At 38.6% G+C, this 25,876-nt stretch carries 20 protein-coding genes; 17 read left to right on the plus strand and 3 right to left on the minus strand.

Features of this window, described 5'->3' with window-relative positions; genetic code table 11:
• A partial coding sequence (locus DXB52_RS11350) for a hypothetical protein (protein ID WP_207661759.1) occupies nt 1–335 on the minus strand: 335 nt, incomplete at its 3' end.
• Nucleotides 336–668: 333 nt separating this feature from the next.
• Between DXB52_RS11350 and DXB52_RS11355 the strand changes: the two genes are divergently transcribed.
• Nucleotides 669–983 carry a YerC/YecD family TrpR-related protein gene (locus tag DXB52_RS11355; RefSeq protein WP_015528782.1) on the plus strand — a complete coding sequence of 105 codons (315 nt, stop codon included), beginning with the start codon at nt 669–671 and terminating at the stop codon, nt 981–983.
• Between the two features lie 112 nt (nt 984–1,095).
• Here DXB52_RS11355 and DXB52_RS11360 read toward each other — a convergent pair whose 3' ends face one another.
• Complete coding sequence (locus DXB52_RS11360) at nt 1,096–1,722, minus strand: DUF1836 domain-containing protein (protein WP_117497964.1); 627 nt, start codon at nt 1,720–1,722, stop codon at nt 1,096–1,098.
• 153 nt (nt 1,723–1,875) lie between these two features.
• Between DXB52_RS11360 and pcrA the strand changes: the two genes are divergently transcribed.
• The 7 genes from pcrA (at nt 1,876) to DXB52_RS11395 (ending at nt 9,909) form a co-directional block, all read left to right on the plus strand.
• A complete protein-coding gene (pcrA, locus tag DXB52_RS11365; RefSeq protein WP_117961848.1) occupies nt 1,876–4,182 on the plus strand; it encodes a DNA helicase PcrA in 2,307 nt (768 codons plus the stop codon).
• 105 nt (nt 4,183–4,287) lie between these two features.
• Nucleotides 4,288–4,530 carry a hypothetical protein gene (locus tag DXB52_RS11370; protein WP_015528785.1) on the plus strand — a complete coding sequence of 81 codons (243 nt, stop codon included), beginning with the start codon at nt 4,288–4,290 and terminating at the stop codon, nt 4,528–4,530.
• Nucleotides 4,531–4,626: 96 nt separating this feature from the next.
• Nucleotides 4,627–6,306, plus strand: coding sequence for a 23S rRNA (uracil(1939)-C(5))-methyltransferase RlmD (gene rlmD, locus DXB52_RS11375; RefSeq protein WP_118107379.1), 1,680 nt, complete (start codon nt 4,627–4,629; stop codon nt 6,304–6,306).
• A 12-nt stretch (nt 6,307–6,318) separates the two neighbouring features.
• On the plus strand, nt 6,319–7,689 hold the full coding sequence (locus DXB52_RS11380; RefSeq protein ID WP_118107382.1) for a hypothetical protein: 1,371 nt from the start codon (nt 6,319–6,321) through the stop codon (nt 7,687–7,689).
• Nucleotides 7,690–7,768: 79 nt separating this feature from the next.
• Entirely contained in the window at nt 7,769–8,149 is a 381-nt protein-coding gene (locus DXB52_RS11385; RefSeq protein WP_118107384.1) for a hypothetical protein, read from the plus strand.
• A 13-nt stretch (nt 8,150–8,162) separates the two neighbouring features.
• Nucleotides 8,163–8,507 carry a hypothetical protein gene (locus DXB52_RS11390; RefSeq protein WP_118107386.1) on the plus strand — a complete coding sequence of 115 codons (345 nt, stop codon included), beginning with the start codon at nt 8,163–8,165 and terminating at the stop codon, nt 8,505–8,507.
• A 418-nt stretch (nt 8,508–8,925) separates the two neighbouring features.
• Nucleotides 8,926–9,909 (plus strand): IS110 family RNA-guided transposase, encoded by a 984-nt coding sequence (locus tag DXB52_RS11395; RefSeq protein ID WP_227189655.1) that lies wholly within the window; start codon nt 8,926–8,928, stop codon nt 9,907–9,909.
• A gap of 515 nt (nt 9,910–10,424) precedes the next feature.
• Here DXB52_RS11395 and DXB52_RS11400 read toward each other — a convergent pair.
• The gene (locus DXB52_RS11400) at nt 10,425–10,943 is read right to left on the minus strand and encodes an RNA polymerase sigma factor (RefSeq protein WP_118107388.1); all 519 of its coding nucleotides are present in this window, start codon (nt 10,941–10,943) and stop codon (nt 10,425–10,427) included.
• Between the two features lie 546 nt (nt 10,944–11,489).
• Here DXB52_RS11400 and DXB52_RS11405 point away from each other — a divergent pair.
• The 9 genes from DXB52_RS11405 to DXB52_RS11440 form a co-directional block, all read left to right on the plus strand.
• A complete protein-coding gene (locus DXB52_RS11405; protein WP_004851913.1) occupies nt 11,490–11,684 on the plus strand; it encodes a helix-turn-helix domain-containing protein in 195 nt (64 codons plus the stop codon).
• Nucleotides 11,685–11,719: 35 nt separating this feature from the next.
• Nucleotides 11,720–14,389: a type I restriction-modification system subunit M gene (locus DXB52_RS11410; RefSeq protein WP_118107390.1), complete on the plus strand. Its 2,670-nt coding sequence runs from the start codon at nt 11,720–11,722 to the stop codon at nt 14,387–14,389.
• Nucleotides 14,383–15,669 (plus strand): restriction endonuclease subunit S, encoded by a 1,287-nt coding sequence (locus DXB52_RS11415; protein ID WP_118107392.1) that lies wholly within the window; start codon nt 14,383–14,385, stop codon nt 15,667–15,669. The genes DXB52_RS11410 and DXB52_RS11415 overlap by 7 nt, the downstream gene beginning before the upstream one ends.
• 14 nt (nt 15,670–15,683) lie before the next feature.
• A complete protein-coding gene (locus DXB52_RS11420) occupies nt 15,684–18,824 on the plus strand; it encodes a type I restriction endonuclease subunit R (protein ID WP_118107394.1) in 3,141 nt (1,046 codons plus the stop codon).
• Nucleotides 18,825–18,827: 3 nt separating this feature from the next.
• A complete protein-coding gene (locus DXB52_RS17230; protein WP_472520112.1) occupies nt 18,828–20,147 on the plus strand; it encodes a M48 family metallopeptidase in 1,320 nt (439 codons plus the stop codon).
• Between the two features lie 101 nt (nt 20,148–20,248).
• A complete protein-coding gene (locus DXB52_RS17235) occupies nt 20,249–21,376 on the plus strand; it encodes a hypothetical protein (RefSeq protein ID WP_472520113.1) in 1,128 nt (375 codons plus the stop codon).
• Nucleotides 21,377–21,399: 23 nt separating this feature from the next.
• A complete protein-coding gene (locus DXB52_RS11430) occupies nt 21,400–23,886 on the plus strand; it encodes an AAA family ATPase (protein ID WP_118107396.1) in 2,487 nt (828 codons plus the stop codon).
• A complete protein-coding gene (gene mcrC / locus DXB52_RS11435; RefSeq protein WP_118107398.1) occupies nt 23,883–24,920 on the plus strand; it encodes a 5-methylcytosine-specific restriction endonuclease system specificity protein McrC in 1,038 nt (345 codons plus the stop codon). The genes DXB52_RS11430 and mcrC overlap by 4 nt, the downstream gene beginning before the upstream one ends.
• 14 nt (nt 24,921–24,934) lie before the next feature.
• The coding region (locus DXB52_RS11440) for a virulence RhuM family protein (protein WP_118107400.1) at nt 24,935–25,876 on the plus strand (942 nt) is incomplete at its 3' end.

The following is a 25,876-nucleotide window of genomic DNA, read 5'->3' on the forward strand; positions in this document are numbered from 1 at the left end:
CAGTGCTCAGCTTTCGCTTTTTCTTCAGCGGCACGGGCATCAGCTTTCGCTTTTTCTTCAGCGGCACGGGCAGCAGCTTCGGCTTTTGCTTTTTCTTCAGCAGCACGAGCGGCAGCTTCAGCTTTCGCTTTCTCTTCAGCAGCGCGGGCCTCAGCCTCAGCTTTGCCTTCTCCTTCAGCGGCGACGAGCCTCAGCCTCAGCTTTTGCTTTCTCTTCTGCGGCTTTCTTGGCAGCGATCTTCTTTGCACGTTGTTTATCAAGGTTCCATTGCTTTTTACAGCTATGGCAGATTGCATATTCATTAAAGATTGGATCCCCGTTTTCGCTGGTGCCAATCTGCTTATTCTGCAAATCCAGGTCTTTTCCACATATTGGGCACTTCATATTAATCATGTACTCCTCTCTTTTGTATCAAAATATTTATAACAGATTTATTATAGCATCTTAAAAGAGGAAGAACAACGAAAAAAGTGTGTTTTACATAAAATGTTTTAGAAAAACTCAAAATTGCGCAAGAATTTAGTTTAAATTCATAAGAAATGGTGGACTTTAAAAATTTAATGTGTTAAAATCAAAAAGTGGCCTGAGAAGGCAAAAGGTATTGTTATGGTTTATGGTATGCCGTAAGCCATCATATAATTAGCCGGTTGAGAAGGAGATTGTTTCGTATGAGTAAGAAGATCAGAACCGAGGCAGTAGATTATTTGTTTCAGGCAATCTTAAGCCTTGAGAATAAAGAAGAGTGTTATACATTTTTTGAAGACATCTGTACGATCAATGAGCTGCTTTCATTGTCACAGAGATTTGAAGTGGCAAGAATGCTCCGTGAACAGAAGACATATCTGGAGATCGCGGAGAAGACAGGAGCATCCACTGCGACAATCAGTCGTGTGAACCGTTCTCTTAATTATGGGAATGACGGATATGATATGGTTTTCAAACGTGTAGGGCTTGCTGAGGAAGAGAATGGAACGGAAGAATAACACTTAAGAATTAAGCTTACAATAAAATACCTTTTATCAATCAAAAGATACAGCTTGCGGAAGATCCTGATAAAGTCTTTCGCAGGCTGTATCTTGTTTTAAACAGAAATGTTTATTTCCCTTTCTTTTTCTCTTCGTTTTTTGAAGACTTGGAAGAGAGGTCATCAATGATCCGTTCAATGATCATTTTCTTGATATATACATCAAAACTCAAGCTGCATATAAATGCAAACTGCTGTAAGATCTCCTTATCTTCGCCATCAGCAAGATGAGTGAAAGTCTCAGCAGATTTCTCATAAGTAGCAGTTACATTCTCTTTGATGGAATCCAGCTGTTCTTTTTCAATCTTGCAGACTTCTTTGTAAATATCCGCTAATTCAAAAGAGCTTCCATCCGGAAAATATTTCTCTGTGAGCGGTGCAAGAACTGTCTCAATATCTTTGATTGAAAGGATATTTTTAAAATAATAAATGAAGACCAGAAGGAGCAGGTGCTCTCTGGAATACTTCTTCTTCACCGGGGGTGGAAGAAGATTGTTCTTCGTATAATTATTGATCATGGTCTTTGTCAGGATCTTATCATCCGGGTAACGTTTGGTCGAAGCCAGCTGCTCATCCATAAAAGTAGTTACTTGATCCATGTAAAGATCAATATTCGGAACATCGCCGGGATGCACATAACTTAAAGAAGAAAGTTCTTCCAAAATGCTGTTTAACAGATTACTTGTGTCTATATTCATGTTATCACCTCAATACATTTATTATATAGTATTTAAAACTAGATAGCAAGCAAAAGATAAGAGGGCCGGAAAATGTAGTTGACAAACAGGAACGTGTGTTTGATAATGGGAATACATTTACAGATATCTTTATAACTTTAAAGGAGTGGAAAGATGAGCATTTATGATAAATTAAATGAACCACAGAGAGAGGCTGTTTACCACACGGACGGTCCTCTTCTAATCCTTGCCGGAGCCGGTTCAGGAAAAACAAGAGTTCTGACGCACAGGATCGCATATCTGATCGGAGAACGTGGCGTGAACCCATGGAATATCCTTGCAATCACATTTACGAACAAAGCGGCAGAAGAGATGCGCCAGCGTGTGGATAACCTTGTCGGTTTTGGAGCAGAAAGTGTATGGGTGAGCACATTTCATTCTGCATGTGTGCGTATTTTGAGAAGATTTATTGACAGATTAGGGTATGAGAATCATTTTACTATATATGATACAGATGATCAGAAGACATTAATTAAGGAAGTCTGTCGGAAAGTAGATGTGGATACGAAAGTGTTTAAAGAAAGAAGTCTGCTTTCAGCAATTTCATCTGCCAAGAATGAGATGATCCTTCCAGATGAATTTGAACTGAATGCCGGAGGAGACTTTGCAAAGATGAAGATTGCTAAGGTTTACCGTGAGTATGAGGCGCAGATGAGAGCGAATAATGCACTGGATTTTGATGATCTGCTTGTAAAGACAGTACAGCTTTTGCAGACACAGCCGGATGTGCTTGAGAGTTATCAGGAAAGATTCCGCTATATTATGGTAGATGAATATCAGGATACAAATACAGTCCAGTTTCAGCTGGTAAGCCTTCTTGCAGGAAAATATAAGAATCTTTGTGTCGTTGGAGATGATGACCAGTCAATCTACAAGTTCCGTGGAGCGAATATCCGGAATATTCTTGACTTTGAGCATGAATTTCCGGATGCAAAGGTGATCAAACTGGAGCAGAACTACAGATCTACAGGAAATATTCTGAATGCAGCGAACAGTGTGATCGCGAATAACCGCGGAAGAAAGGAGAAATCACTTTGGACGGAGAACGGAGAAGGCGAATTGATTCGTCTGCGTCAGTTTGATACGGCGTTTGATGAGGCAGATTTCATTGGTGAAGATATCAAAAGTGCTGTCAGACAGGGAGGTTCCTATAATGACAGTGCAGTTCTTTATCGTACGAATGCACAATCCCGTCTGCTGGAAGAGAAATTTATTGCCATGAATATTCCTTATAAGATTGTCGGCGGTGTAAATTTCTATGCGAGAAGAGAGATCAAGGATCTTCTTGCTTATCTCAAGACAATCGACAATGGACGTGATGATGTTGCGGTTAGAAGAATCATTAATGTCCCAAAGAGAGGAATCGGTCTTACAACAATTAACCGGATTCAGGAGTCTGCGACAGAACGTGGAATTGGTTTTTATGAGGCATTACTGGCACCGGGTCTGATCGCAGGAGTGGGAAGAAGTGCAACAAAACTGGACTCTTTTGCGGCATTGATCGAGTATTTTAAGACGTTGGCAGAAGAGATGAACATCACAGATCTTTTACAGGAAGTGATTGAGAAGACAGGATATATAGAAAGCCTTGAAAATGAAGATAAAGAAGAGGCGAAAACAAGAAAAGAGAATATAGACGAGCTGATCAGTAAAGCGGCAACTTATGAGGAAAGTTGTCAGGATAAAGATGAAAAGGCAACATTGAGCGGATTCCTTGAAGAAGTTGCTTTGGTTGCGGATATTGACAGTCTGGATGAAGACCAGGAATATGTTGTTCTGATGACTTTACATAGTGCAAAGGGACTTGAATTTCCACGTGTTTATCTTGCAGGGATGGAAGATGGGCTTTTCCCGGGATATATGAGTATTAATGCAGGAGACAGAGAAGAACTGGAAGAAGAGCGGAGACTTTGTTATGTTGGAATCACAAGGGCAGAGCAGGAACTGACTTTGACAAGTGCGCGCAGAAGAATGGTGCACGGTGAGACACAGTACAATCCGATGTCAAGATTTGTGAAAGAGATCCCGAGGGAACTGCTTGATACAGGAAACAAGAAGTTTACCCAGGAGACGGAGATGCCAGCACAGCAGAATACATATGCACGTGCCAGGGAAGCGTTCAGGGCACAGGCATTTGGAGGAACATTTGGCGGAATGACACCTGCGAAGAATCAGGGGACAGGTAAGCCACTTACAGGAAATCAGGCACTGGCATCCCTGCAGAAAGGCAGTCAGCTGGCAGCAGGTGGGAATGGTCCACTTGGATATGAGGCCGGAGACCGTGTGCGTCATGTGAAGTTTGGGGAAGGAACAGTAACGGATATCAAAGAAGGTGGACGAGATCACGAGGTTACGATTGAATTTGACAGTGTCGGAACACGCAAGATGTTTGCAAAATTTGCCAAGCTTGTAAAGGTATGAGAAAGTTATAAAAAAATGATAAATCAGTAGTAATATGAATCGTCAGGTGTTATAATAAACACAGATTATCTGTCACCGCAAAAGGTGAAGAAAGGACGTGTTAATATGAACAAGAGAATAGAAGACATCATTGCAGAAACAAGATTGAACGAGATTCTTCATAAGAATGAGGCTGAGAAGCAGAAGAACACAGTAATCTGGACACTGGCTATCATCGGAGCAGTAGCAGCAGTAGCTGCAATCGCTTATGCAGTATATCGTTTCGTATCACCGGATTATCTTGATGATTTTGAAGATGATTTTGATGACGATTTTGATGATTACTTCAGCGAGGATGATCAGGTATAATTCTTGAGTGAATTGCAAAAGTGCAGACAGGGTGAGAGAAGAAACCATCCTGTCTGTTTTTCTGTTAAAATAGATTAGAATTGATAGGAGATTAGGATGAAAAAAGGTCAGATCTACGAGGGTATTATTGAACGTGTAGATTTCCCAAACAAGGGGATTGTATTTGTTCCGGAGGCAGAACAGTATGTTACTGTGAAAAATGGGATTCCGGGACAGAAGATCCGTTTTATGATAAATAAATTTAAAAGAGGAAATGCAGAAGGAAGACTTCTTGAAGTGTTGGAGAAATCTCCATTAGAGACAAGAGAGCCGGTCTGTAGTATCTTTCCGGCCTGTGGTGGCTGTATGTATCAGACGATGCCATATGAAGAGCAGGTGAAGATGAAAGAAGGACAGATCCGCAGAATCATGGATCCGGTAGTAAAAGGTGAATATGTTTTTGAAGGTGTGAAGCACAGTCCGAAGGAATTCCATTATCGTAATAAAATGGAATTTTCTTTTGGAGATGAATTCAAAGATGGTCCGTTATCTCTCGGTCTTCATAAAAAAGGAAGTACTTATGATGTACTGACAGCAGGAGACTGTCAGCTTGTCCATGAAGATATGGATAAGATTCTCCTTTGTGTGCTGAATTATTTCAAAGAAAGAAATGTGAGTTATTACAAGAAAATGCAGCATGTCGGTTATCTTCGCCATCTTCTTTTAAGACGAGGCGATACAACAGGCGAGATTCTTGTGAATCTTGTAACGACAACGCAGGAAGAATATGACTTGACTCCATTAGTAGAAGAACTTCTGGCATTAGAATTAGAAGGAAAGATTGTTGGAATCCTTCATATATTGAATGACTCTCTGTCCGATGTCGTGAAGAGTGATGAGACAAGAATTCTTTATGGACAGGACTTCTTTTACGAGAAGCTTCTCGGACTGGAATTCAAGATTACACCATTTTCCTTCTTCCAGCCAAATTCAAAAGGTGCAGAAGTGCTGTACGAGACTGTAAGAGAATACATTGGAGATATTGATAATCAGGTTGTATTCGATCTGTTCAGCGGAACAGGAACAATCGGTCAGGTGCTTGCTCCGGTTGCGAAGAAAGTGATCGGTGTCGAGATTATTGAAGAAGCAGTCGAGGCAGCAAAAGAAAATGCTGTCCGAAACGGACTTTCCAACTGCAGATTTATTGCCGGAGATGTGTTTAAGGTACTTGATGAGATTGAAGAGAAGCCGGATGTGATCGTACTGGATCCGCCGAGAGACGGAATTCATCCGAAGGCACTTCCGAAGATCTTGAATTATGGGGTGGATAAGATTGTATATATTTCCTGTAAGATGACAAGCCTGGCAAGAGATTTGGAGATGATGCAGCTGGCAGGATATCGTGTGGAGAAGATGACGGCGGTGGATCAATTCTGCGAGACGGTTCATGTGGAGACGGTAGTACTGCTTTCCCACAAAAAGCCAGACGGACATATCAACGTAAAAGTTGAGTTTGGTGAAGGTGAGGGAAAAGTTCCGCTTGATAATATCGCTAAAAGAGCCGAAGAGTACAAGCCCAAGGAACGAGTGACCTACAAAATGATAAAAGAGTACATAGAAGCTAAATACGGCTTCAAAGTACATACCGCATATATCGCAGAGGTAAAGAGAGATTTAGGATTGCCGATGTATGATGCTCCTAATGCGGTAGAAGAATTGAAACAGCCGAGGAAGCATCCGACAGCGGAGAAAGTGGAAGCGATAAAGGATGCACTGAGGTATTTTGAGATAATATAGAGGGAGAAAATTATGGCGATAATAAGACCAAGATTGATAGATTTCTACAATATTCCAATAACGCAAGAAGAGGTTGATTTCGCTATTCCTTTTTTAGATGAAGATATACCATTATATTTAGACCCATTTTTGTTGTGGAAATCTCCTTCGCAGCAAGATAATGCGTTACACCTGATACTAATTAATTCATTTAATAAGTTGGGGGCAACGTATTTGAAAAATGAAGAAAAAAGAGAGTTAATAGCAGAGAACTTAGCTGGCTTATCTGAGTGTAGTGAGGTAGGATTAGGTTCGGGAAAAACCAAAAAGGGATTGAAAATATCCATAAATACAGCAAAAGAGATATTAGATTTGTTCAGTATAGTGCCACAATATAAGACAGGTGGTTTTTCTCATTTTGAGGAAATACAGTTATATGTAAATAATATATCTAAGGATAGGATTAGTGATTTTGCGTGTAATTTTTTAAAGTCCTTTCTTATTGATTTTACACAAGATGAATGTAAAAAATATAATATTCCAGTAAGAGAGTTTGCGAATATCAAAGTTTTTAATCCAAAGACTTGTAGTATTGATGAAGAAAAACTGTCATTACCATATAACCCAGAGGACGAAACCCCTATTATTTTTGTTCCAAAGCGGTGGTTGCGTCATACTCCATGGATTAATTATGACGACTATTTTGTAAATGCTTATGTAAAGGAGGGCGAAGAAGATAAAATTGAAAAACCTAAAGTATTAGAATACAACAGATATAATTATGGAATGATTACAGCATATATAGCAGCAAAGGAGCGTACGCAAGCAGATTGTAAAAATGACCCATTGTTCAAACAAATACCAGTTATCTCTGCTAAAAAATGCTTGAATCAGATAGTAAAACTACCATCGGGTAAAACGGATAATGCCGATAAAAAGTTTGAAAATAGTTGTACAAAGCTATTTGCGTCTTTGTTATATCCCCATCTTGATTTTGCTCAAGCGCAAAGCAGGATTGATTCGGGAACTCAGATAAGAGATTTAATCTTTTATAATAATTGTTCATTTCCATTGTTGAAAGAATTATATGATAAATATGATTGCAGACAGATTGTTTTTGAAATGAAAAATGTAAATGAGGTTAGTAGAGAACATATTAATCAGCTAAATCGTTATCTTTCGGAGCAGTTTGGACGTTTTGGAATTATTATAACTAGAAATCCATTAAAGAAAAGTATTATGAGAAATACTATAGATTTATGGAGTGGACAAAGAAAGTGTATTTTATGCCTTACTGATGAAGATATCAGGCTTATGGTTGATGTATACGAAAATAAGCAACGTGACCCAATGGAAGTTATAAATAAGAAGTATGTAGAATTTATAAGAATGTGTCCATCTTAGGAAAGTGAGAAAATATTATGGAAAAAGATAAAATAGAATTTATAAGAATGTGTCCATCTTAGGAAAGTGAGAAAATATTATGGAAAAAGATAAAATAGAAAAATTTGAAAAATTACATATTCAAATAAAGGATATGTATAATGAGCTGAGTATCTTATCAAAAAAATCTCCTGATGGGGCAATTAACAAATTTAAGTTAAAATTCATTAACCAGTTAATTGAGGAAGCTAATCAGTTTTTGAAGGAACGATATAAACCTTTTGCCGATTTTGAAAAATTTGAAGAAGAGGATATACCTTTTAACAGTGATGTAGTAATGATTATCTCGCAATATATAAAATGTTTAGAAAGATTCAAATATGATAATGTAAAATTGCTTTCTGGGAATTGGTATTGGAATCTTTCAGATTCAAAAGATGAAGTAAAAACTGCAAGACCTTTATCGGACTTTACATTTTAGAGGGAGAAGAAATATGAAAGATGCAATTACTCAAGAAGCAGTTACTCAATATGAGTTGCTTTGCCCGTTACTTTCGGGAATATATGGGGAGTTACAAGAATTATCAAAGAAAAAGCCAGATACGCCTCTTAACAACTTTAAGGTTAAATCAATAAATAGAGTCTTAGAACCAATAAAGGAATTGTTGAAAGAGGAAAATATGTACCCGTTTTTGGATGTGCTTGATATGGATGATATGCCTACAAACAGTGATGTTGTATTAATCCTGAGCCAATATATAAAATCTATGGATATTTTTCGCGATAAGTATTATGGATACAATTCACGTTCTGGGCAATATGAATGGAGTACAAAATAACCGTAGGAGTTCTCTTTCCTTTGAATTACCGCTTAGTTTCGAGCAGGCAGTAGCCTATCGAAAGGCTAACGGACAGTATGTAAGGAAAAATCAGTGGAGGGATATCACTGTAAGGGTATTCATAGACCTTGATTAACAGTTAAATACGATAGGCGTATCATTAGAAATAGTGGTACGCTTATTTTTGTCCCTTTTTGCAGATTTGTCCTTTCACCTGCTTTCCAATATAATGAAGCTAAAGAAGTGGAGACAATATGAAGTGACCTCACAATTGTAGATTCGTGGATTTACCTGTAAAATATTATTTGAACGAATAATAGGTAACAGGGATTACCGCATACAATAGGAGGTCACATATGAATAGTATAGTTTATGTTGGGATGGATGTCCACAAGGAACAGTACACACTCTTAAATATATGGAACAGATTCGTTCAAGATATGAAGGTGAGGTTTCATTTGTCTGTGGATATGAGGCAGGATGTTTGGGTTATTCTTTGTATCATCAACTAAAAGATCATGCTGTAGATTGCAAAATATTGGCTCCAAGTACAATGGCTGTAACTAATACACATCATGTAAAAACTGATAAAAGAGATGCTGCAAATATAGCCAGATGTCTGGCATTTCATACTTATAGAGAAGTATATGTTCCAGATAATGATGACAATGATGTTAAGGAATATATTAGAATGCGTGATGACCAGAAACTGTATCTTAAAAAGGTAAAACAACAGATTCTTGCGTTTGTTTTAAGACAGGGAAAACGTTTTGAAGGCGGAAAAACTTATTGGACTATTGCACATCTGAAATGGTTAAAAACCTTAGAATTGTCAGATTTACAAAGAGAAGCTTTAGATGAATATCTTCTGACGTATGAATATTTAACAGAAAAAAACAGCAGATTTGATGAAAGAATAGAGGAACTTGCATCAGTAGAAAGATACGAAGAAAAAGTAAAACATATGAGTTGTCTTCTTGGGATTAAGACACATACTGCCCTTTCAATGATTGTCGAAGTTGGTGATTTTGAAAGATTTGAAAAAGCACCGAAATTTGCTTCGTTTTTAGGTCTTGTACCAAGTGAAGATTCCAGTGATACGAGAGTTAATCGATACAGCATAACAAAAGCTGGAAATAGCCACTTGCGAAGACTTTTAGTTGAAGCAGCCCAGAGTTATACAAGGGGAAATGTAGGACACAAATCAGTGGCATTGAAGCAAAGACAGAAAGGAAATCCACCGGAAGTAATTGCGTATGCAGATAAAGCAAATGAAAGGCTTAGACGAAGGTTTTACAAAATGACTCTAAACAAAGGAGTTAATCGAAATGTGGCAGCAACAGCAATAGCAAGAGAATTAGCGTGTTTTATCTGGGGGATGATGACAGAACATGTAAGTTAGTAGAATATTCATCTGTTTCAGTCAAGGATGCTTCGCATCGCCATTGGCGACAAGTTCCTGACAGAATCATCTGAATATTCTTAAGGGTAATCAAGCAGAAGAAACTGACTCTGTCAGATTACATCTGCAAAACAACTAATTAACACTGGATACAGAGGTAGAGCCTTGGAGCACTCTAAGGTCCGAATTATTTGCGACTCACCTCTGTTGACATTATATTTATATATTTTGATTCACGCTAGGAGACGGCAAGATTCACGGTGGACCATTGACCTGTTGGTAACCAATCCACGTATAACAGAGTGGCCAAGGCCGGGGAATGTTAGTCTGAGGTTCTACCTCTGTATTCAGTGTTAAAATTTAATGAAAGGAAAAGTTTGTGGTGATTTTTTTGAATTTACTCTTGACAAAGGCCACTTCATAACAGGTGAGATGGCCGTTTGGCCGAAAAATTATAAAAAGTTTTTTTGAAAAGAAGAATCGTCCCCCGAAATATCAGAGGACGACCATTCAAATTAGATGTAATCTTTCAGATCTGAGCGAAGCTTCTGGAGTAGCTTGTCCCTGCGGTATACAAAGGTATTACGGGAGAGCCCCATTTCATTGCCACAGTCACGCTCAGATTTTCCTTCCATAATAAGCTGGCAGATAAGACGACCTTCCGGGTCCAGCTCATTCAGTTTTGCATAGAGGGCACGGAGAAGTTCTGCATCCTCCATTAATTCAGCGATAGCTGCGGATTCATCCGGCATGTCATCAAGCCAGCTCTTTTCATTTCCTTCACCGTCGCTTACGGTGTTATCGAGAGAAAGCTGGTCGCCAGCCTTAGCATACGGACAGGTCATGCAGTCCATGTCGCATAAATAGCGCTTGCTTGCAGGGCAGACACAACGACCATGCTCCTGCTGACGCTTGCGATAGGAATTGATGTCACGATAGTAATTCGTGTAGAATTCTTTGTTAACATCCACCCAGCTCTTAGATTCCTTGATGTAGATACGGTATTGTTCACTTTGATTTTCTTTGATTGCCATAACTTTTACCTCCGTTGGCTTCATGTACGAAGCGGAGATAACCGTTATGGCTGCCAGTGTTTTTCATAAGATGGTCACCTCATGCGGATAACTCCGCTTCTTTTCGGTGACCAGCCGTTCGTAAGCTGGCACTCTATTGATAATGTTCTCTTGTTCATCAACTACGAACACACCACGTGGCCACGAAGATGGTGAATTGATGGTCAAGTCAGACCGATTAACGTCTTGTCCGAGACGAGTTTTTAATAACTGCTTTAAATATGCCAGATTTCAAAATAAAAACCTCAGACATGCCTATGTCCGTTTCTTAGGGGATAAAGAGTGGATTTATGGAACAGATAGGGATTAAAAGTTAGATTTGCAAAAGAAAAGACCGGACACATACATGTCCGGCTATCAAAAAATAAATATGAACAAGTGGTAAACTTTTTGAGAAAACTAGTAACAAATATAAGTAAATAACAAGAAACTATTTGTTTTTGCTGTCGAAAACGACTATAATATTATTGGGTAATTGTATCTATACGTAACTTCGAGAGGTGGAACATGGAAGATAAGTTGAATGATAAATGGATAAACATTGAAGAAGCTGCTGAATACCTAGGTGTCAAGCCAGTGACGCTCCGAGGATGGATACGTAATGATAAAGGAATACCGGCACATAAAATCGGAAAACAATGGAAATTTAAATGTTCTGAACTTGATGTGTGGGTTAAAAGTGGAAAAAGTGCTATCGAGTAATCGATACAGCAAAAAATGACAAGGAGATTCTGGCAATGGCAGTAAAGAAAACAGAGTTATATAGCTCCCTTTGGGCGAGCTGCGATGCGTTACGCGGAGGCATGGATGCATCACAATATAAGGATTACATACTTACACTTTTATTTATGAAGTATGTAACTGATAAATATAAAGGGCAGAAATACGGAGATTTGACTGTTTTTGATAAGGCAAATGATCCGAATCCTGATCCTGAGAAAAGAACAGGGTGTTCTTTTGATGATTTTATAGCACTTAAAAATAAGAAGAACATTGGCGAAGGTATAGATAAGATTATAGCTCGTCTAGCTGAAGTAAACGAAGGATTGAAGGGCGTTATTGATATTGCTCATTTTAATGATGAAGCAAAAATTGGTAAGGATAAAGAAATGGTTGATAAGCTTACTAAGCTTATTGCGATTTTTCAGCGTCCTGAACTTGATTTTTCAAAAAATAAAGCAGAAGGCGACGATATTATTGGTGACGCTTACGAATATTTGATGCGTAACTTTGCGTCTGAAAGTGGAAAGAGTAAGGGACAATTCTACACTCCAGCAGAGGTGTCTCGAATTCTTGCAAAAATTATTGGTATCGATAAGTGTACCGACCATGATGCAACCGTATGTGACCCGGCTTGTGGAAGTGGTTCTTTGTTAATCAGAGCATTAGCAGAAGCTCCTTTTGAAATTTCAGGTTATGGTCAGGAAAAAGATGGTTCTACAGCCGGTTTGGCAAAGATGAATGCGGTTCTTCATAACAAAGCTACAATTAGAATTATGGCAGGAAACACATTCTCAGATCCTCAGTTTATAAAAGCTGATAACCCTTCAGAACTTGAACGATTTGATTACATCGTGGCAAATCCTCCATTTTCTCTTAAAAACTGGTCTGATGGGTTAAAAGAGTTTGGTAGATTCTCTGGTTATGGGGATAGACCACCTGAAAAGAATGGTGATTACGCCTGGTTAATGCACATTTTGAAGACCCTGAAGTCTACTGGTAAAGCAGCAGTAATTCTTCCACATGGAGTATTGTTTAGAGGAAATGCTGAAGCAACTATCAGGCGGACAATTGTTGATAAAGGTTGGATTAAAGGAATTATCAGCTTGCCTCCGAACTTATTTTACGGAACAGGTATTCCGGCTTGCATTCTCGTAATTGATAAAGAAGGTGCGGAAAACCGAGCTGGTATCTTTATGATTGATGCAGGCAAGAGCTATGTAAAGGATGGAAGTAAGAACAGACTCCGTGAACAGGATATTTATCGTATTGTAACTACTTTTAATGAGCAGATTACAACAGATCCTAAATACGCTTGTTTTGTACCAAACAAAGAGATTAAGGAAAAGAATGGATACAATCTGAATATTTCTCGCTATATCGATTCTTCTGACCCAGAAGATATTCAAAGCATATATGCGCATATTCATGGTGGTATACCGGCAGCGGATATTGATGCATTGGAACGTTTCTGGACTGCATTCCCAACTCTTAAGAATGAACTTCTTGGAGTGTTTAGCGAAGGTTATTATAAACTGAATGTAAAAGAAGATGTGATTCGGCAGATAACATATTCTAACGCAGAATTTGCGGCTTATGGAGAAATGATTGATGAAGCATTCTCAAATTGGAAGTCTTACGCAGATTCAAAACTTAGGGATCTGACGACTGGTGTGTCTGCAAAAGAACTGATTGTTGAATTAGCGCAAGCTATATTGAAAGAGTTTGAGGATCTTTCGCTTATTAATAAATATGATGTATATCAGGTACTTCTTGTTTATTGGAATGAAGTACTTAGCGATGATGTTTCTATGATCATCTCCGACGAAGTTGGTTATGGTGTTGCAAGAGAAACAGAAAACATCATGAAAGAAACAAAGAAAAAAGATGAAGATGGAAATCCGGAACTGAAAGTTGCAGGATGGGAAGGAAAACTTATACCCAAAGAGCTTATTATTTCCGAACTACTCCCTGAAGAGAAAAAAGCAATGGACGCCCTTGTAGAATTTGTCGCAGAAACAGACTCTCGCCTTACCTCTTTAATTGAAGAATCTGCAGAGGATTCCGTTTTGTCTGATGTGGCTGAAGGTGGAAAAGTAAAGAGCAAAGATATCCAAGAAAAGATGGATGAAATCATGAGCCATATTCATACTCCACTGATTGATGGACTTGTTAAATTGCAGGGCATGCTTCCTATGAAGAAGAAGGAGTATGTGGATTACATTAGTAACAATATTATTCTAGAAGTGGCTTATACAGAAAAAGGTACTGTGACAAAGACATCCGTTGCATATGCACTGGCAATGGCACGGGCAGAAGCACCAGTGCCGGAAGCATATGCAGACGATTATGCAGAACTTAAAGCTGCTTATGATCTTGCTAAGAAATCAGAGGATTCAACAAAACTTATCAAGGAGATGGATAAAGAACTTGATGAGAAGGCTCGTGAGCGATATGCAATTTTAACAGATGATGAAATCATGGATTTACTGGTAAACAAAAAGTGGTATTACGCCATCGGTACAGGTATTAATGATTTGTATGCAGCTATTTCTCATCAGCTCGCAGATCGAATTATTGAACTGTCTAAACGTTATGAAAATACGCTTCCTGACCTTATGAAGCAGACTGCTGATTATGAGGCAAAAGTAAAGAGCCATCTGGAAAGGATGGGCCTCAAATGGTAAGAGAATTAAAGCACACAGAGATTGGCGATATTCCAGTAGACTGGGAACTTCAAACATTTGACGAAACATTTAGAGTGTTATCTAATAATACTCTGTCACGCGAAAATTTAAATAATCGCGGTGGAGCTGTAAGAAATATTCACTATGGCGATATTTTGACAAAATTTCCAGAAGTATTGAATTGTAAAGAAGAAATTCCATACGTAAATGATTTATCACTGTTATCTTCATCGACTCAATTACTTCAGGATGGTGACATTGTTATTGCAGATACGGCGGAGGACGAAACTGTTGGAAAAGTTACAGAGGTACAGAATCTCGGTGATAGCAAGCTTGTTGCAGGACTTCATACTATTCCGTGTAGAGTGAAAAAAGGTGATTTTGCTCCGGGGTGGTTAGGATATTACATGAATTCCAATTTATTTCACAATCAAATATTGCCATATATAACAGGTATAAAAGTGTCATCAATATCAAAAGGCGCTATTTCAGAGACATTGATATTGGTACCGCCATTTGATGAACAGGAGAAAATAGTACAATCATTAAATGAAGTGCAGTTATTAATGACAGCAGAAACAAAAGTTGTAAATAAGATGAAGTTTGTTAAAAATGGATGTTTATCAAAAATGTTTCCACAAAAGGATGCCGCAGTTCCAGAAATGCGTTTGCCAGGATTTACTGACGCTTGGGAACAGCGTAAGCTCGGAGAGGTTTGTGAGATTAAAGACAGTGCAAGAATTCCCAATTCTGAATGGTCAGAATCAGGAGTTCCATATATTAGAGCCAGTGATGTTACAAACGAGAATACAGATGGTGTGCTATTTATCTCCCAAGAACGATATGAGTTTTATAAAAATCGAACAGGTGCACCAACCAAGGATGATGTTCTTTTTAACGGCGGAGGTGAGATTGGAAAAAGTCTTTTAATTACTGATAAAAAGCCAATTTATGTACAAGGCGGAGCTGTTTTATATGCACGAACATCTAAATCAAGGGAGTTAGTAGGACAATATTTGAAAACATATTTTGAAACAACTAATGCCAAGTCTTATGTTGATACTGCTTCGGCTGGCGGAACTATGAGGCATTTTACCTTGAAGCCGTCACAGATGATGCGGATTTTAATGCCATCAGTAGAAGAACAAGAAAAAATAGGAGAGTATTTTGCCAACCTCGACCACCTCATCACTCTTCATCAGCGTAAGTGTGATAAATATTCGAGCATTAAAAAAGGTATGATGAGCGACTTGCTTACAGGAAAAATACGATTAGTTTAAGGAGGAATGTACGCATGAGTATTGGCGACACTGAAAGAGCTACCCAAGATCGTGTAGTTAGCTTCTTTAAGGATAGAGATATCCTTGATTATGAATATTTAGGCAATTTAAAAGACGCCGCAAATAAGAACATCCGTGAAGACCGTCTTCGTGCGTACTTACGCCTTAGCGGATACAGCCAGAAGTTAATTGACGGTGCTGTTTCTGAACTAGTAAAAGCAGCAGATGATATGACACATGGTTTGTATGATGCAAATCATAAAGTCTATTCCCTTTTGAAATACGGTGCAAAGGTAAAGGAAACAGCCGACGGAGCACCGAAGACAGTTTACTTTATGGATATTGAAGCACCTACTAATAACGATTTTGCGATTGCGGAGGAAGTTACAGTAGTTGACCGTCAGGAAAAGAGACCAGACATCGTAATTTATGTGAATGGTATTGCGATGGCTGTCATTGAATTGAAGAAAAGTAGTGTCTCTGTTTCTAATGGTATTCGTCAAAATCTGACAAACCAGAAAGATGGATTCATTGCGCCATTCTTTACGACGATGCAATTCTGTATGGCCGGTAATGAAATAGAGGGTCTTCGCTATGGAACAATACTGACCGGTGAAAAATATTATATGGAATGGAAGCCGGATGGATTTCATGAAAATGAAGATGAGCGTGATCCGGAAGATGCACGCATAATGGACTATTGCGACCATATTGATAATCTGCTCTTACAGCAACTTTACCAGATGTTTGATAAAAAATGTTTTATTGACCTTATTGAAAACTTTGTTGTGTATGACAAAGGAATCAAAAAGGTATGTCGATACAATCAGTTTTATGGCATCAAGCGTACGCAGAACAGATTGGCAAAGCAATGTGGCGGCATTATTTGGCATACTCAGGGTAGTGGTAAAACACTTACTATGGTTTGGCTTTCAAAATGGATTCTTGCGAATTGTCAAGAAGAAAATCCTCGCGTGCTTATTGTAACAGACAGGGATGAGCTGGATGAACAGATTGAAAAGACTTATATCGGCGTCGATGAAAAAATCACCAGAACCAAGAGTTGTGATGACTTGCTTCAAAAATTGAATTCTTATGATGATTCACTGTTGTGTTCATTGGTGCATAAGTTTGGCCGTCGTGGTGGCGAAGCTACAGAATCCGATTACGACAAGTATATTGATGAGTTAAAAAAAGCGCTTCCTGCCGATTTTAAGGCAAAGGGTAAAATCTTTGTATTTGTTGATGAGTGTCACAGAACTCAGTCTGGTAAATTACATGCAGCAATGCAGGCAATTATGCCGGAAGCAATCTTTATTGGTTTCACAGGTACACCGTTATTAAAGAAAGATAAGAAAACAAGTATCGAAGTTTTCGGAACATACATCCACAGCTACAAATACAATGAAGCGGTTAGAGATGGTGTTGTACTTGATTTAAGATACGAATATAGAGATATTCCACAGGATATTACAGTCCATGACAGGATTGACCAGTGGTTTGATGTAAAGACTCGTACGCTTTCAAGCAGAGCAAAGGCAAAGTTGAAAGAAAAATGGGCAAGCATGCAGAAGATTTATAGTTCACGTTCAAGACTTGAGCGTGTTGCTTGGGACATCATTCAGGATTTTGATTTGAAACCTCGTTTGATGGATGGTAATGGAAATGCAATTCTTGTAGCGGATTCTATCTATTCAGCATGCAAATATTATGAAATTTTCCAGCAGCGTGGGTTTAAAAAATGTGCAATCATTTCATCATATACACCACAGGCAGGAGACCTCAGAACAGATACCGTAAGTGCAGATGAGGAAACAGAGACTTTTGAAAAATATGAGATTTATCTTCGCATGTTAGGACTTGATCCTGACAATCTTCCGGAGAAAGTTTCTATTCAGAAGAAAGTGGAGGAATTTGAGAAAGAGGCAAAGGAAAAGTTTATCAATGAGCCTGCGAATATGAAGCTACTTATTGTAGTTGATAAGCTTCTCACAGGATTTGATGCACCTCCTTGTACATATCTTTACATTGATAAGAGTATGCAAGACCACGGTTTATTCCAAGCTATCTGTCGTGTAAATAGATTAGATGGTGATACCAAGGAATTTGGTTATATTGTGGATTACAAGCAGCTTTTTGGAAATTTGAAAAATGCTATGGATAAGTACACATCTGGAGCATTTGAGAACTATGCCCCTGAAGATGTAGATGGACTTCTTAAAGACAGAGCTGCCGAATCAATTAAACATTTCAAAGAGATTTACGAGGAATTGGAAGAACTCTGTGAAGGCGTTGAAGCACCAAGAGAAGATCTGCAGTATTTGCATTATTTCTGTGGAGTTTCCGGTATGAGCGAAGACATGGATGAAATCTATGCTCGCCTTAGAGAAAAATTATATAAGCTTGTTAGTAGTTTAGTTCGTGCATTTGCAGAAGCTAAACAATACATGGTTGACGAATGCACGGCAGCGGAAATGAATGATTATGAGAATAAAGTTCATTTTTATATTGAACTTAAACAGACTATTGGAAACAAGAGCGGCGACTTCTTAGATTTTAAGGCATATGAACCGGATATGCGCAAACTTATTGATAATTACATTATGGCTTCTGATAGTATCAAAATTGGTGAATTTGATGACCTAACACTTCTCGATTTCGTAATGGATCAAGGTGAGACGATGACCGGAGAAGATACGCCTTCTGGTCAGAAAGAAGGTGCGGCCGAAGCAATTGAAAACAATATCCGTCGTAAAATGGTAGAAAAGGTAACTGTAAATCCAAAATACTATGAAAAGATGTCAGCGATTTTGGATAAACTGATTCAAGATAGACAGAAGGGCGTTTTGTCCTATAAGGAACTTCTTGATGAATATATTAAACTCGCAAAGAATGTTGACCATCCGGAAGAAAATGAAGACTATCCTGAAAGTGTGAGACATAGTAAAGCCATGCAAGCATTATATGATAATGTTGGCGGAGATGAAGCGTTGGCTATTGAACTTCATAAAGCTGTTATGGATAGTAAGATGAGTGGTTTTCGTGGGGATTCAATCAAAGAAAGAAGAATCAAGAGAGCGTTGTTTGCAATTCTCAATGATGATACAGAGGTTGAACATCTGTACAAGATTATTGAGAAGCAGGAGGAATATTAATAGATGAGAATTGTGATTTCGGGCATACCGATTGATATTCAAAAAAAGAATATTAAGAACATGCACCTTCAGATAAAACCGCCTGATGGACATGTTGTTGTTTCGGCACCATTATCAATGGATGATAAGGCAATCGAGGTGTATGCTCGAACCAATCTCAGTTGGATAAAAAAACAAATTGAGAAGTTCCAGCAGCAACCAAGAAGTGCTAAGCGACAGTATGTTAGCGGTGAAACTATGTACATCTGGGGGAAACAGTATTACTTATCCTTTGTACCAGATGCTCAAAAGAACAGCTTTGAAATTCAAGGAGATAAAGTGATTCTCTCAATGAGAGAAGATAGTACGGTTAAGCAACGAGAAAACTATGTGCGTGAGCAGTATCGTAGCTTACTAAAAGTTGAGATAGAAAGACTTCTTCCTAAATGGGAACAAATTACTGCGCTTCACTGTGAGTCATGGCAAACAAAATATATGGTTACGCGTTGGGGAACCTGTAACACTGAAAAAAAGAAGCTGTGGTTTAATCTGCAGTTGGCCCAAAAACCTATTGAATGTTTAGAATATGTTATTTTACATGAATTGATTCATTTGAGGGAACGTACGCATAATTCTACATTCATTGCATATATGGACATGTATATGAAAAACTGGAGAGCAGTACGAAAAGAATTGAATGATTCAAGACTAGACTATTATGATGCTCAGGATGAAAGTCCTTTACAAAAATTAATCGACCAAAGAAGATATGATGAGATAAAAGACGCTGTTCTTGATTATATGACGGAAAAAGTGAAAGAGAATAAAGCTACACTATCAGATATTGAAATCCAAAATGTAATCCATATTGAACAAGTGGATGATGGTGCGATTAGTTTTTCTGTAATCGTAAGTTGTGATATCGAACATTCCATATCTTCAACTGGTAGAGTTTCGTTTACTGAAAAATGGCTTGATGTAAAGTGTAACGTTCTTTTAGGTGTGGAATTAACAGATTTTGAAATTATAAATATTAATGAATGTGAGCAACAGGAAGATTCAGATAATGACAAGTATTCTGGTGAATTAGTACCGATTATTTCCAGAGATGCTTTTGAAAATGAAGCTACAAAATTTTTGGAGAAATATTATCCTTTGGCTTTACAGGAACCGGTACCTGTTCCTATTAGAAAGATTGCAGAGGATATGGGCCTTTTGATTATAGAAGATTCGTTACTTTCATCAGAACTTGATATTTTTGGTTTGGTTGTTTTTGAAGACGGAAATATTAAGGATAAAACAAGAATATCGTTATCAGAAATGCCAAACGTGGAACAGTTTTGATAGACCCTCGTGTTTATTATGAGCGAACCTTAGGTACTGTGAACTTTACCATTGCGCATGAGTGCTTCCATTGGTATAGGCATCAACCGTATCATGCTTTGATGAAGATGCTTGGAGCAAATGATGAATTAGGGAAAATAATACAGTGTTCTATAGGTAGCAATGCAAAAGATTCAGAAAAGTGGAAGGCTGTAGATTGGATGGAGTGGCAAGCTAACGGTGTTGCTCCACATATCTTGATGCCAACCAATACAGCAAAAATAAAAATTTCAGAACTCATAGAAAAGTATCATATCCATTTTGAAGGTACTGATGGTTATCAAATCGAGAAAATGATTTCAGAATTAGCTGATTTCTACGGATTATCAAAACAGGCAGTTAAGATGCGCATAAGAGAAATGGGGTATGCAAAAGTTGATGGTGCATTTACATATGTTAATGGACAATATGTTACTCCATTTTCATTTGATGCCTCAGCCTTGACGGATAATCAATCATTCACAATATCATCAGCTGATTTATTTAAGGCGTATTGTTTAAATAAAGACTTTAGAAAAGCCATTGATACAGGAAAGTTTGTTTATGTTGAGGGCCATGTTTGCCTTGGTGATGAGAAGTATATCATACATTCAGATGGGCGAGTAAAACTTACACAGTATGCTTTATCTCACATGGATGAATGTTGTCTTGCTTTTGATAAGGGATATAGTTATCAGTCGAAGTATCAGGGACAAAAATACTATACCCAAATGATGTACAAGACACCGAGTCAGGTGGCAGCACAAGAATACTCATTTGAGATGAATGCTCACAACAGAACATTGTTATCTCAAATTCAGAGAGCAAGTCGAAGTGCTGATGCAATGAGATTGTATCCAGGAGCCTTCTCTGAAACATTGGTACAGCTTATGAAAGAGAAAAAGCTTTCTAATAAGAAATTAGCAGACGCCTCATTGGTGGGCGAACGTACAATACAGAGATTAAGAAATGAAGAAGAATATCCCACAACAATTCAAACGGTTTTGGGATTGTGTTACGGATTGCAGCTTTCAGTGCCTGAAGCAGAAATGTTAGTTGGGAAAACCGATTTCAATATAAAGCCAACTAATCCACAAAATAATGCTTATAGATGCGTATTAAGCTCATGTGCCGAGAATAGCATATATGAGATTAATGAGATGTTGGAATCTTGTGGATTTGAGCCACTTGGTAGTTCAAAATTGGGATAATGCATAAGGAGGTACTTTATTAAATGCAATACGATTGGATAGATTTTTACACGGAGTTTGCTACTAAGCTTCTTCCTTTCAAAACTGATAGAAAGACTCTTATTCAGAAAATGTATGCGGTGTATGACACTGTTGGAATTAGTGTTCCGAAACTTGAAAGTGGTGATGAGATTATTGATATTGATCCGTTCACCATCTTTGGCACATTCAACAAGGGAATAACAAATGCTAATAGAATTGCTATTCTTAACGGGATAGCGTCAGAGTTTGGAATTGCTGCAACTGTGCCGAGCAATTTTGATGGAATTCCGGTTCTTAATAATCTAAAGGCAACGTTTTATGGATTTAAGGATGATAGAAAAGCAAATGATATTGATAACTTGTGGAGTTTGTTTGAGGTAGCTCTTGCATTGGCTGACAATGACACAGAGGATAACCGTCAGAAATTCTCCGAGGCTTATGACAAGGTACATGATCAGCTTTGCATTCGCTGGAATATTACGATGGGCCTTTATTGGATTCGTCCTTATACATTTATCAACTTGGATTCCAGAAACCGCTGGTTTATAGCAGATGTCCAGAATATGTCTGGCGAGTTTGTTGTCGCAGCCGAGAAGAAGCTTAAGAAAGTGCCGTATGCTGCAGATTATCTTGAAATAAAGGATTTGTGTAAGAAAGCTCTGGATGCAGGTGAATATAAATACAAGAACTTTCCTGATTTATCCTATACGGCCTGGGTGATCTCTGAGCAAGTCAATCAGGAAAAGGCTGCTGAAAAAGGTAAAAAGACTTCGAAAGCAGAATTTCTTAAGTGGTTTATGCCATTGCTACAGGCGTTACGCGATTTAGGAGGATCTGCGACACCGGTAGAAGCGAGAAAGAAAATTATAGAAAACGAGCATTTGTCGGATGAGATAGTAAGCGAAACCAGAGGGAAAACGAAGGTTAACAAATTTGAAAATGAAGTTGCTTTCGCCAGAAACTATCTCGTTGGAGCGGGATACATTGATAAAAGCGTAAGAGGTGTGTGGACACTTACTGAAGCAGGCAAGTCAGTGGAATTAACAGCGGAGATGGCATCGGATATTTTCAAAAAAGGTGTCTCTGATGCAAAGAGTAAGAAAACGAATGATAGCGATGCTCTTGCAGATAGTGATGTCGATACAGTTCATTACTGGATTTATGCTCCAGGACAAAACGCTGATAAATGGGAAGAGTGTTATAAGAACGGTTATATGCTTCTGGGCTGGGGCGAGATTGGAGATCTTGGAGTATTCAGCTCTAAGGATGAAATGAAACAGCAGATGAAGAAAGAATACGGTGATAGCAGTTCCTATAAGAATTCAGCTCATGCTACTTGGCAGTTTGTACATGATATTAAGATTGGCGACGTGGTATACGTTAAAAAAGGCAATAATGGAATTCTTGGCAAAGGAATTGTTGAGTCTGATTATGAATATGATGCAGATCGCACAGATGAATATTCCAATGTTAGAAAAGTAAATTGGACGAACAAGGGCGATTGGACAATTAATCATCAGTCCCCTCAGAAGACTTTGACCGATATTACGCCATATAGTGACTTCGTACAAGAAATTAAGGCTTTGTTTGAGGAAGACGATATTACAGATGATGAGCAGGAAATTGCCTATCCGGAGTACACAGCAGAAAATTTCCTGGATGATGTGTACATGTCTGAAGATAATTATACCAGATTAGTTGGCTTGCTTAGAAATAAGAAAAATATTATCTTGCAGGGTGCACCAGGAGTAGGAAAAACATATGCTGCTAAGCGCTTGGCCTATTCTATGATGGGGGTAAAAGATGTAGAGCGTGTCATGATGGTACAGTTCCATCAGAGTTATTCCTATGAAGATTTTATTATGGGCTTTCGTCCATCTGCTACAGGATTTGAACTGAAGAAGGGGGCATTCTACAATTTCTGCAAGAAGGCCGAGGTAGATAGTGATAATGAGTATTTCTTTATCATAGATGAAATCAATCGCGGCAATCTGAGTAAGATCTTTGGCGAGCTGTTTATGCTGATTGAAAATGATAAGCGAGGAAATGCGCTACAGCTTCTGTATTCGGATGAAAAGTTTGCAGTGCCGAAGAATGTCTATATTATTGGCATGATGAATACTGCAGACAGAAGCCTGGCTATGCTGGATTATGCACTTCGTAGAAGGTTTGCTTTCTTTGATATTAAGCCGGGTTTTGAGACTCCGGGGTTCCGTGAGTACCGCATGGCATTAGATAATGAGAAGTTCAACAAACTGATCAGTTGCGTCGAGAGTTTGAATAGAGAGATTTCCGTCGATGAATCTCTGGGCGAAGGGTTCTGTATTGGTCACAGCTACTTCTGTAATTTACAGCCTGATACAATTGACGATAGTTGGCTTTATGGTGTTGTGGAATATGAGCTGATACCTTTATTGAAAGAATACTGGTTTGATGAACCTATGAAGGTGAAAGATTGGAGCGAAAATCTAAGGAGTACGATTAAGTGATACCGATTCAAAACATCTATTATATGCTGTCCTATGCATTTCAGGTATTGAATGAGCAAGGTTATAAGAATATAGCCACAGAACAATTTAATAATACTGGCGAGCTGATGGCGGCTATCTTAGAAAAAGGTATCGCGATTCAGATAAAGCGAGGACTTGGTAAAGAATATATTCCGCAGACGGAGGCACTCTCTTCTCTGCGAGGAAAGATTGATATTGCAGAGTCCATCAAGACACAGTCAATGTTACGGAAACAGCTAATCTGTACATACGATGAGTTTTCAGTTAACAGCATCATGAATCGGATCATCAAATCTACAGTTGAACTTCTCCTTCGTTCGAATATATCGAAACAGCGCAAGAAAAATCTTAGAAAGTTAATGGTGTATTTCAGCGAGGTGGATTTTATTGATTTGTATACGGTAAATTGGAATGTTCAGTACAATCGAAATAACCAGACTTATCGTATGCTAATTTCGATATGCTACCTGGTAGTAAAGGGTCTATTGCAAACACAATCGAATGGGCATACCAAGTTGATGGACTTTCTAGACGAGCAGCGAATGTGTCGATTGTATGAGAAGTTTATCCTGGAATATTATAGGAGAGAGTTTAAAAATCAGATTACCGCAAATGCATCACAGATTCCTTGGCAGCTGGACAATGAAGAAAACTCTTTGTTGCCTGTGATGCAAAGTGACATTATGCTCCAAAGTGGTGAGAAGGTTCTTATTATCGACGCAAAGTACTATGAGCACAGCACACAGGTGCAGTTTGACAAGCATACACTTCATTCAGGCAATCTTTATCAGATTTTTACTTATGTGAAAAACAAGGAATATGAACTGAGAGAGAAGGACCACACGGTTTCGGGAATGCTTTTGTATGCCAAGACTGATGAAGCGATATATCCGAATAATGTGTATCAGATGAGTGGAAACCAGATTACTGTCAGGACTCTGGATTTGAATTTATCATTTGATGAAATAGCAGGACAGCTAAATACAATAGCAAAAACGCATTTCGATTTATAAAGGAGGCCTCTTATTTGAAAAAGAAAAAAGATGAAATAACCATCCGTTCCAGCGCAGCAGAATACTTGACTTATGTTGCATCTGTCGGCGATCAGCAGGACAGTATTGAGATGCGCTATGAGGATGAGAATATATGGCTGACACAGAAGATGATGGCCACACTATATGATGTAGATGTTCGTACAATCAATGAGCATATTAAGAAGATTTATTCCGACTCAGAGCTTGAGGAAGACGCAACTATCCGGAATTTCCGGATAGTTCAAACCGAAGGTTCACGCCAGGTCACTCGTGATACGAAACATTATAATCTTCAAATGATTATTGCTGTTGGATTCAAGGTAAACAATGAGCGAGCAGTGCAATTTCGTAAGTGGGCAAATGGCATCGTAAAAGACTACACCATCAAAGGCTGGGTCATGGATGACGAGCGTCTGAAAAACGGTGGTTCCGTGCTCACAACAGAATATTTTGATCGTTTGCTTGAGCAGATTCGTGAGATCCGTTTATCTGAGCGTAGATTCTATCAGAAGATAACGGACATCTATGCTACAGCTCTTGATTACGACCGCACAGCAAAAACAACAAAGCGGTTCTTTGCAAAAGTGCAGAACAAGATGCACTATGCAGTTCACGGACATACAGCAGCGGAGTTGATTTATGAACGTGCAGATGCAGATAAGCCACACATGGGATTAACCACTTGGGCAGGAGCACCGGAAGGTAAGATAGTAAAAAGTGATGTGAGCGTTGCGAAGAATTATTTGAGCGAGCAGGAAATGCGTTCACTGGAGCGTATTGTATCTGCTTATCTGGATTTAGCAGAGGACCGTGCAGAGCGTCACATTCCGATGACAATGGAGGACTGGGCAAAGCGTCTGGATTTATTCCTGATGGCTGATGACAGAGAGGTTCTTCAGGATGCAGGCAAAATTACTGCTGAGACTGCCAAAGGC

The sequence above is a fragment of the Ruminococcus sp. OM04-4AA genome, assembly GCF_003462585.1.
GTDB lineage: Bacteria > Bacillota > Clostridia > Lachnospirales > Lachnospiraceae > Mediterraneibacter > Mediterraneibacter faecis.

Excerpts from the sequence above, each read along its gene's own strand:
- DXB52_RS11355 (WP_015528782.1), top strand. The coding sequence starts at position 669 with ATGAGTAAGAAGATCAGAACCGAGGCAGTAGATTATTTGTTTCAGGCA.
- DXB52_RS11360 (WP_117497964.1), bottom strand. The coding sequence starts at position 1,722 with ATGAATATAGACACAAGTAATCTGTTAAACAGCATTTTGGAAGAACTT.
- pcrA (WP_117961848.1), top strand. The coding sequence starts at position 1,876 with ATGAGCATTTATGATAAATTAAATGAACCACAGAGAGAGGCTGTTTAC.
- DXB52_RS11370 (WP_015528785.1), top strand. The coding sequence starts at position 4,288 with ATGAACAAGAGAATAGAAGACATCATTGCAGAAACAAGATTGAACGAG.
- rlmD (WP_118107379.1), top strand. The coding sequence starts at position 4,627 with ATGAAAAAAGGTCAGATCTACGAGGGTATTATTGAACGTGTAGATTTC.
- DXB52_RS11380 (WP_118107382.1), top strand. The coding sequence starts at position 6,319 with ATGGCGATAATAAGACCAAGATTGATAGATTTCTACAATATTCCAATA.
- DXB52_RS11385 (WP_118107384.1), top strand. The coding sequence starts at position 7,769 with ATGGAAAAAGATAAAATAGAAAAATTTGAAAAATTACATATTCAAATA.
- DXB52_RS11390 (WP_118107386.1), top strand. The coding sequence starts at position 8,163 with ATGAAAGATGCAATTACTCAAGAAGCAGTTACTCAATATGAGTTGCTT.
- DXB52_RS11395 (WP_227189655.1), top strand. The coding sequence starts at position 8,926 with ATGGAACAGATTCGTTCAAGATATGAAGGTGAGGTTTCATTTGTCTGT.
- DXB52_RS11400 (WP_118107388.1), bottom strand. The coding sequence starts at position 10,943 with ATGGCAATCAAAGAAAATCAAAGTGAACAATACCGTATCTACATCAAG.
- DXB52_RS11405 (WP_004851913.1), top strand. The coding sequence starts at position 11,490 with ATGGAAGATAAGTTGAATGATAAATGGATAAACATTGAAGAAGCTGCT.
- DXB52_RS11410 (WP_118107390.1), top strand. The coding sequence starts at position 11,720 with ATGGCAGTAAAGAAAACAGAGTTATATAGCTCCCTTTGGGCGAGCTGC.
- DXB52_RS11415 (WP_118107392.1), top strand. The coding sequence starts at position 14,383 with ATGGTAAGAGAATTAAAGCACACAGAGATTGGCGATATTCCAGTAGAC.
- DXB52_RS11420 (WP_118107394.1), top strand. The coding sequence starts at position 15,684 with ATGAGTATTGGCGACACTGAAAGAGCTACCCAAGATCGTGTAGTTAGC.
- DXB52_RS17230 (WP_472520112.1), top strand. The coding sequence starts at position 18,828 with ATGAGAATTGTGATTTCGGGCATACCGATTGATATTCAAAAAAAGAAT.
- DXB52_RS17235 (WP_472520113.1), top strand. The coding sequence starts at position 20,249 with ATGAAGATGCTTGGAGCAAATGATGAATTAGGGAAAATAATACAGTGT.
- DXB52_RS11430 (WP_118107396.1), top strand. The coding sequence starts at position 21,400 with ATGCAATACGATTGGATAGATTTTTACACGGAGTTTGCTACTAAGCTT.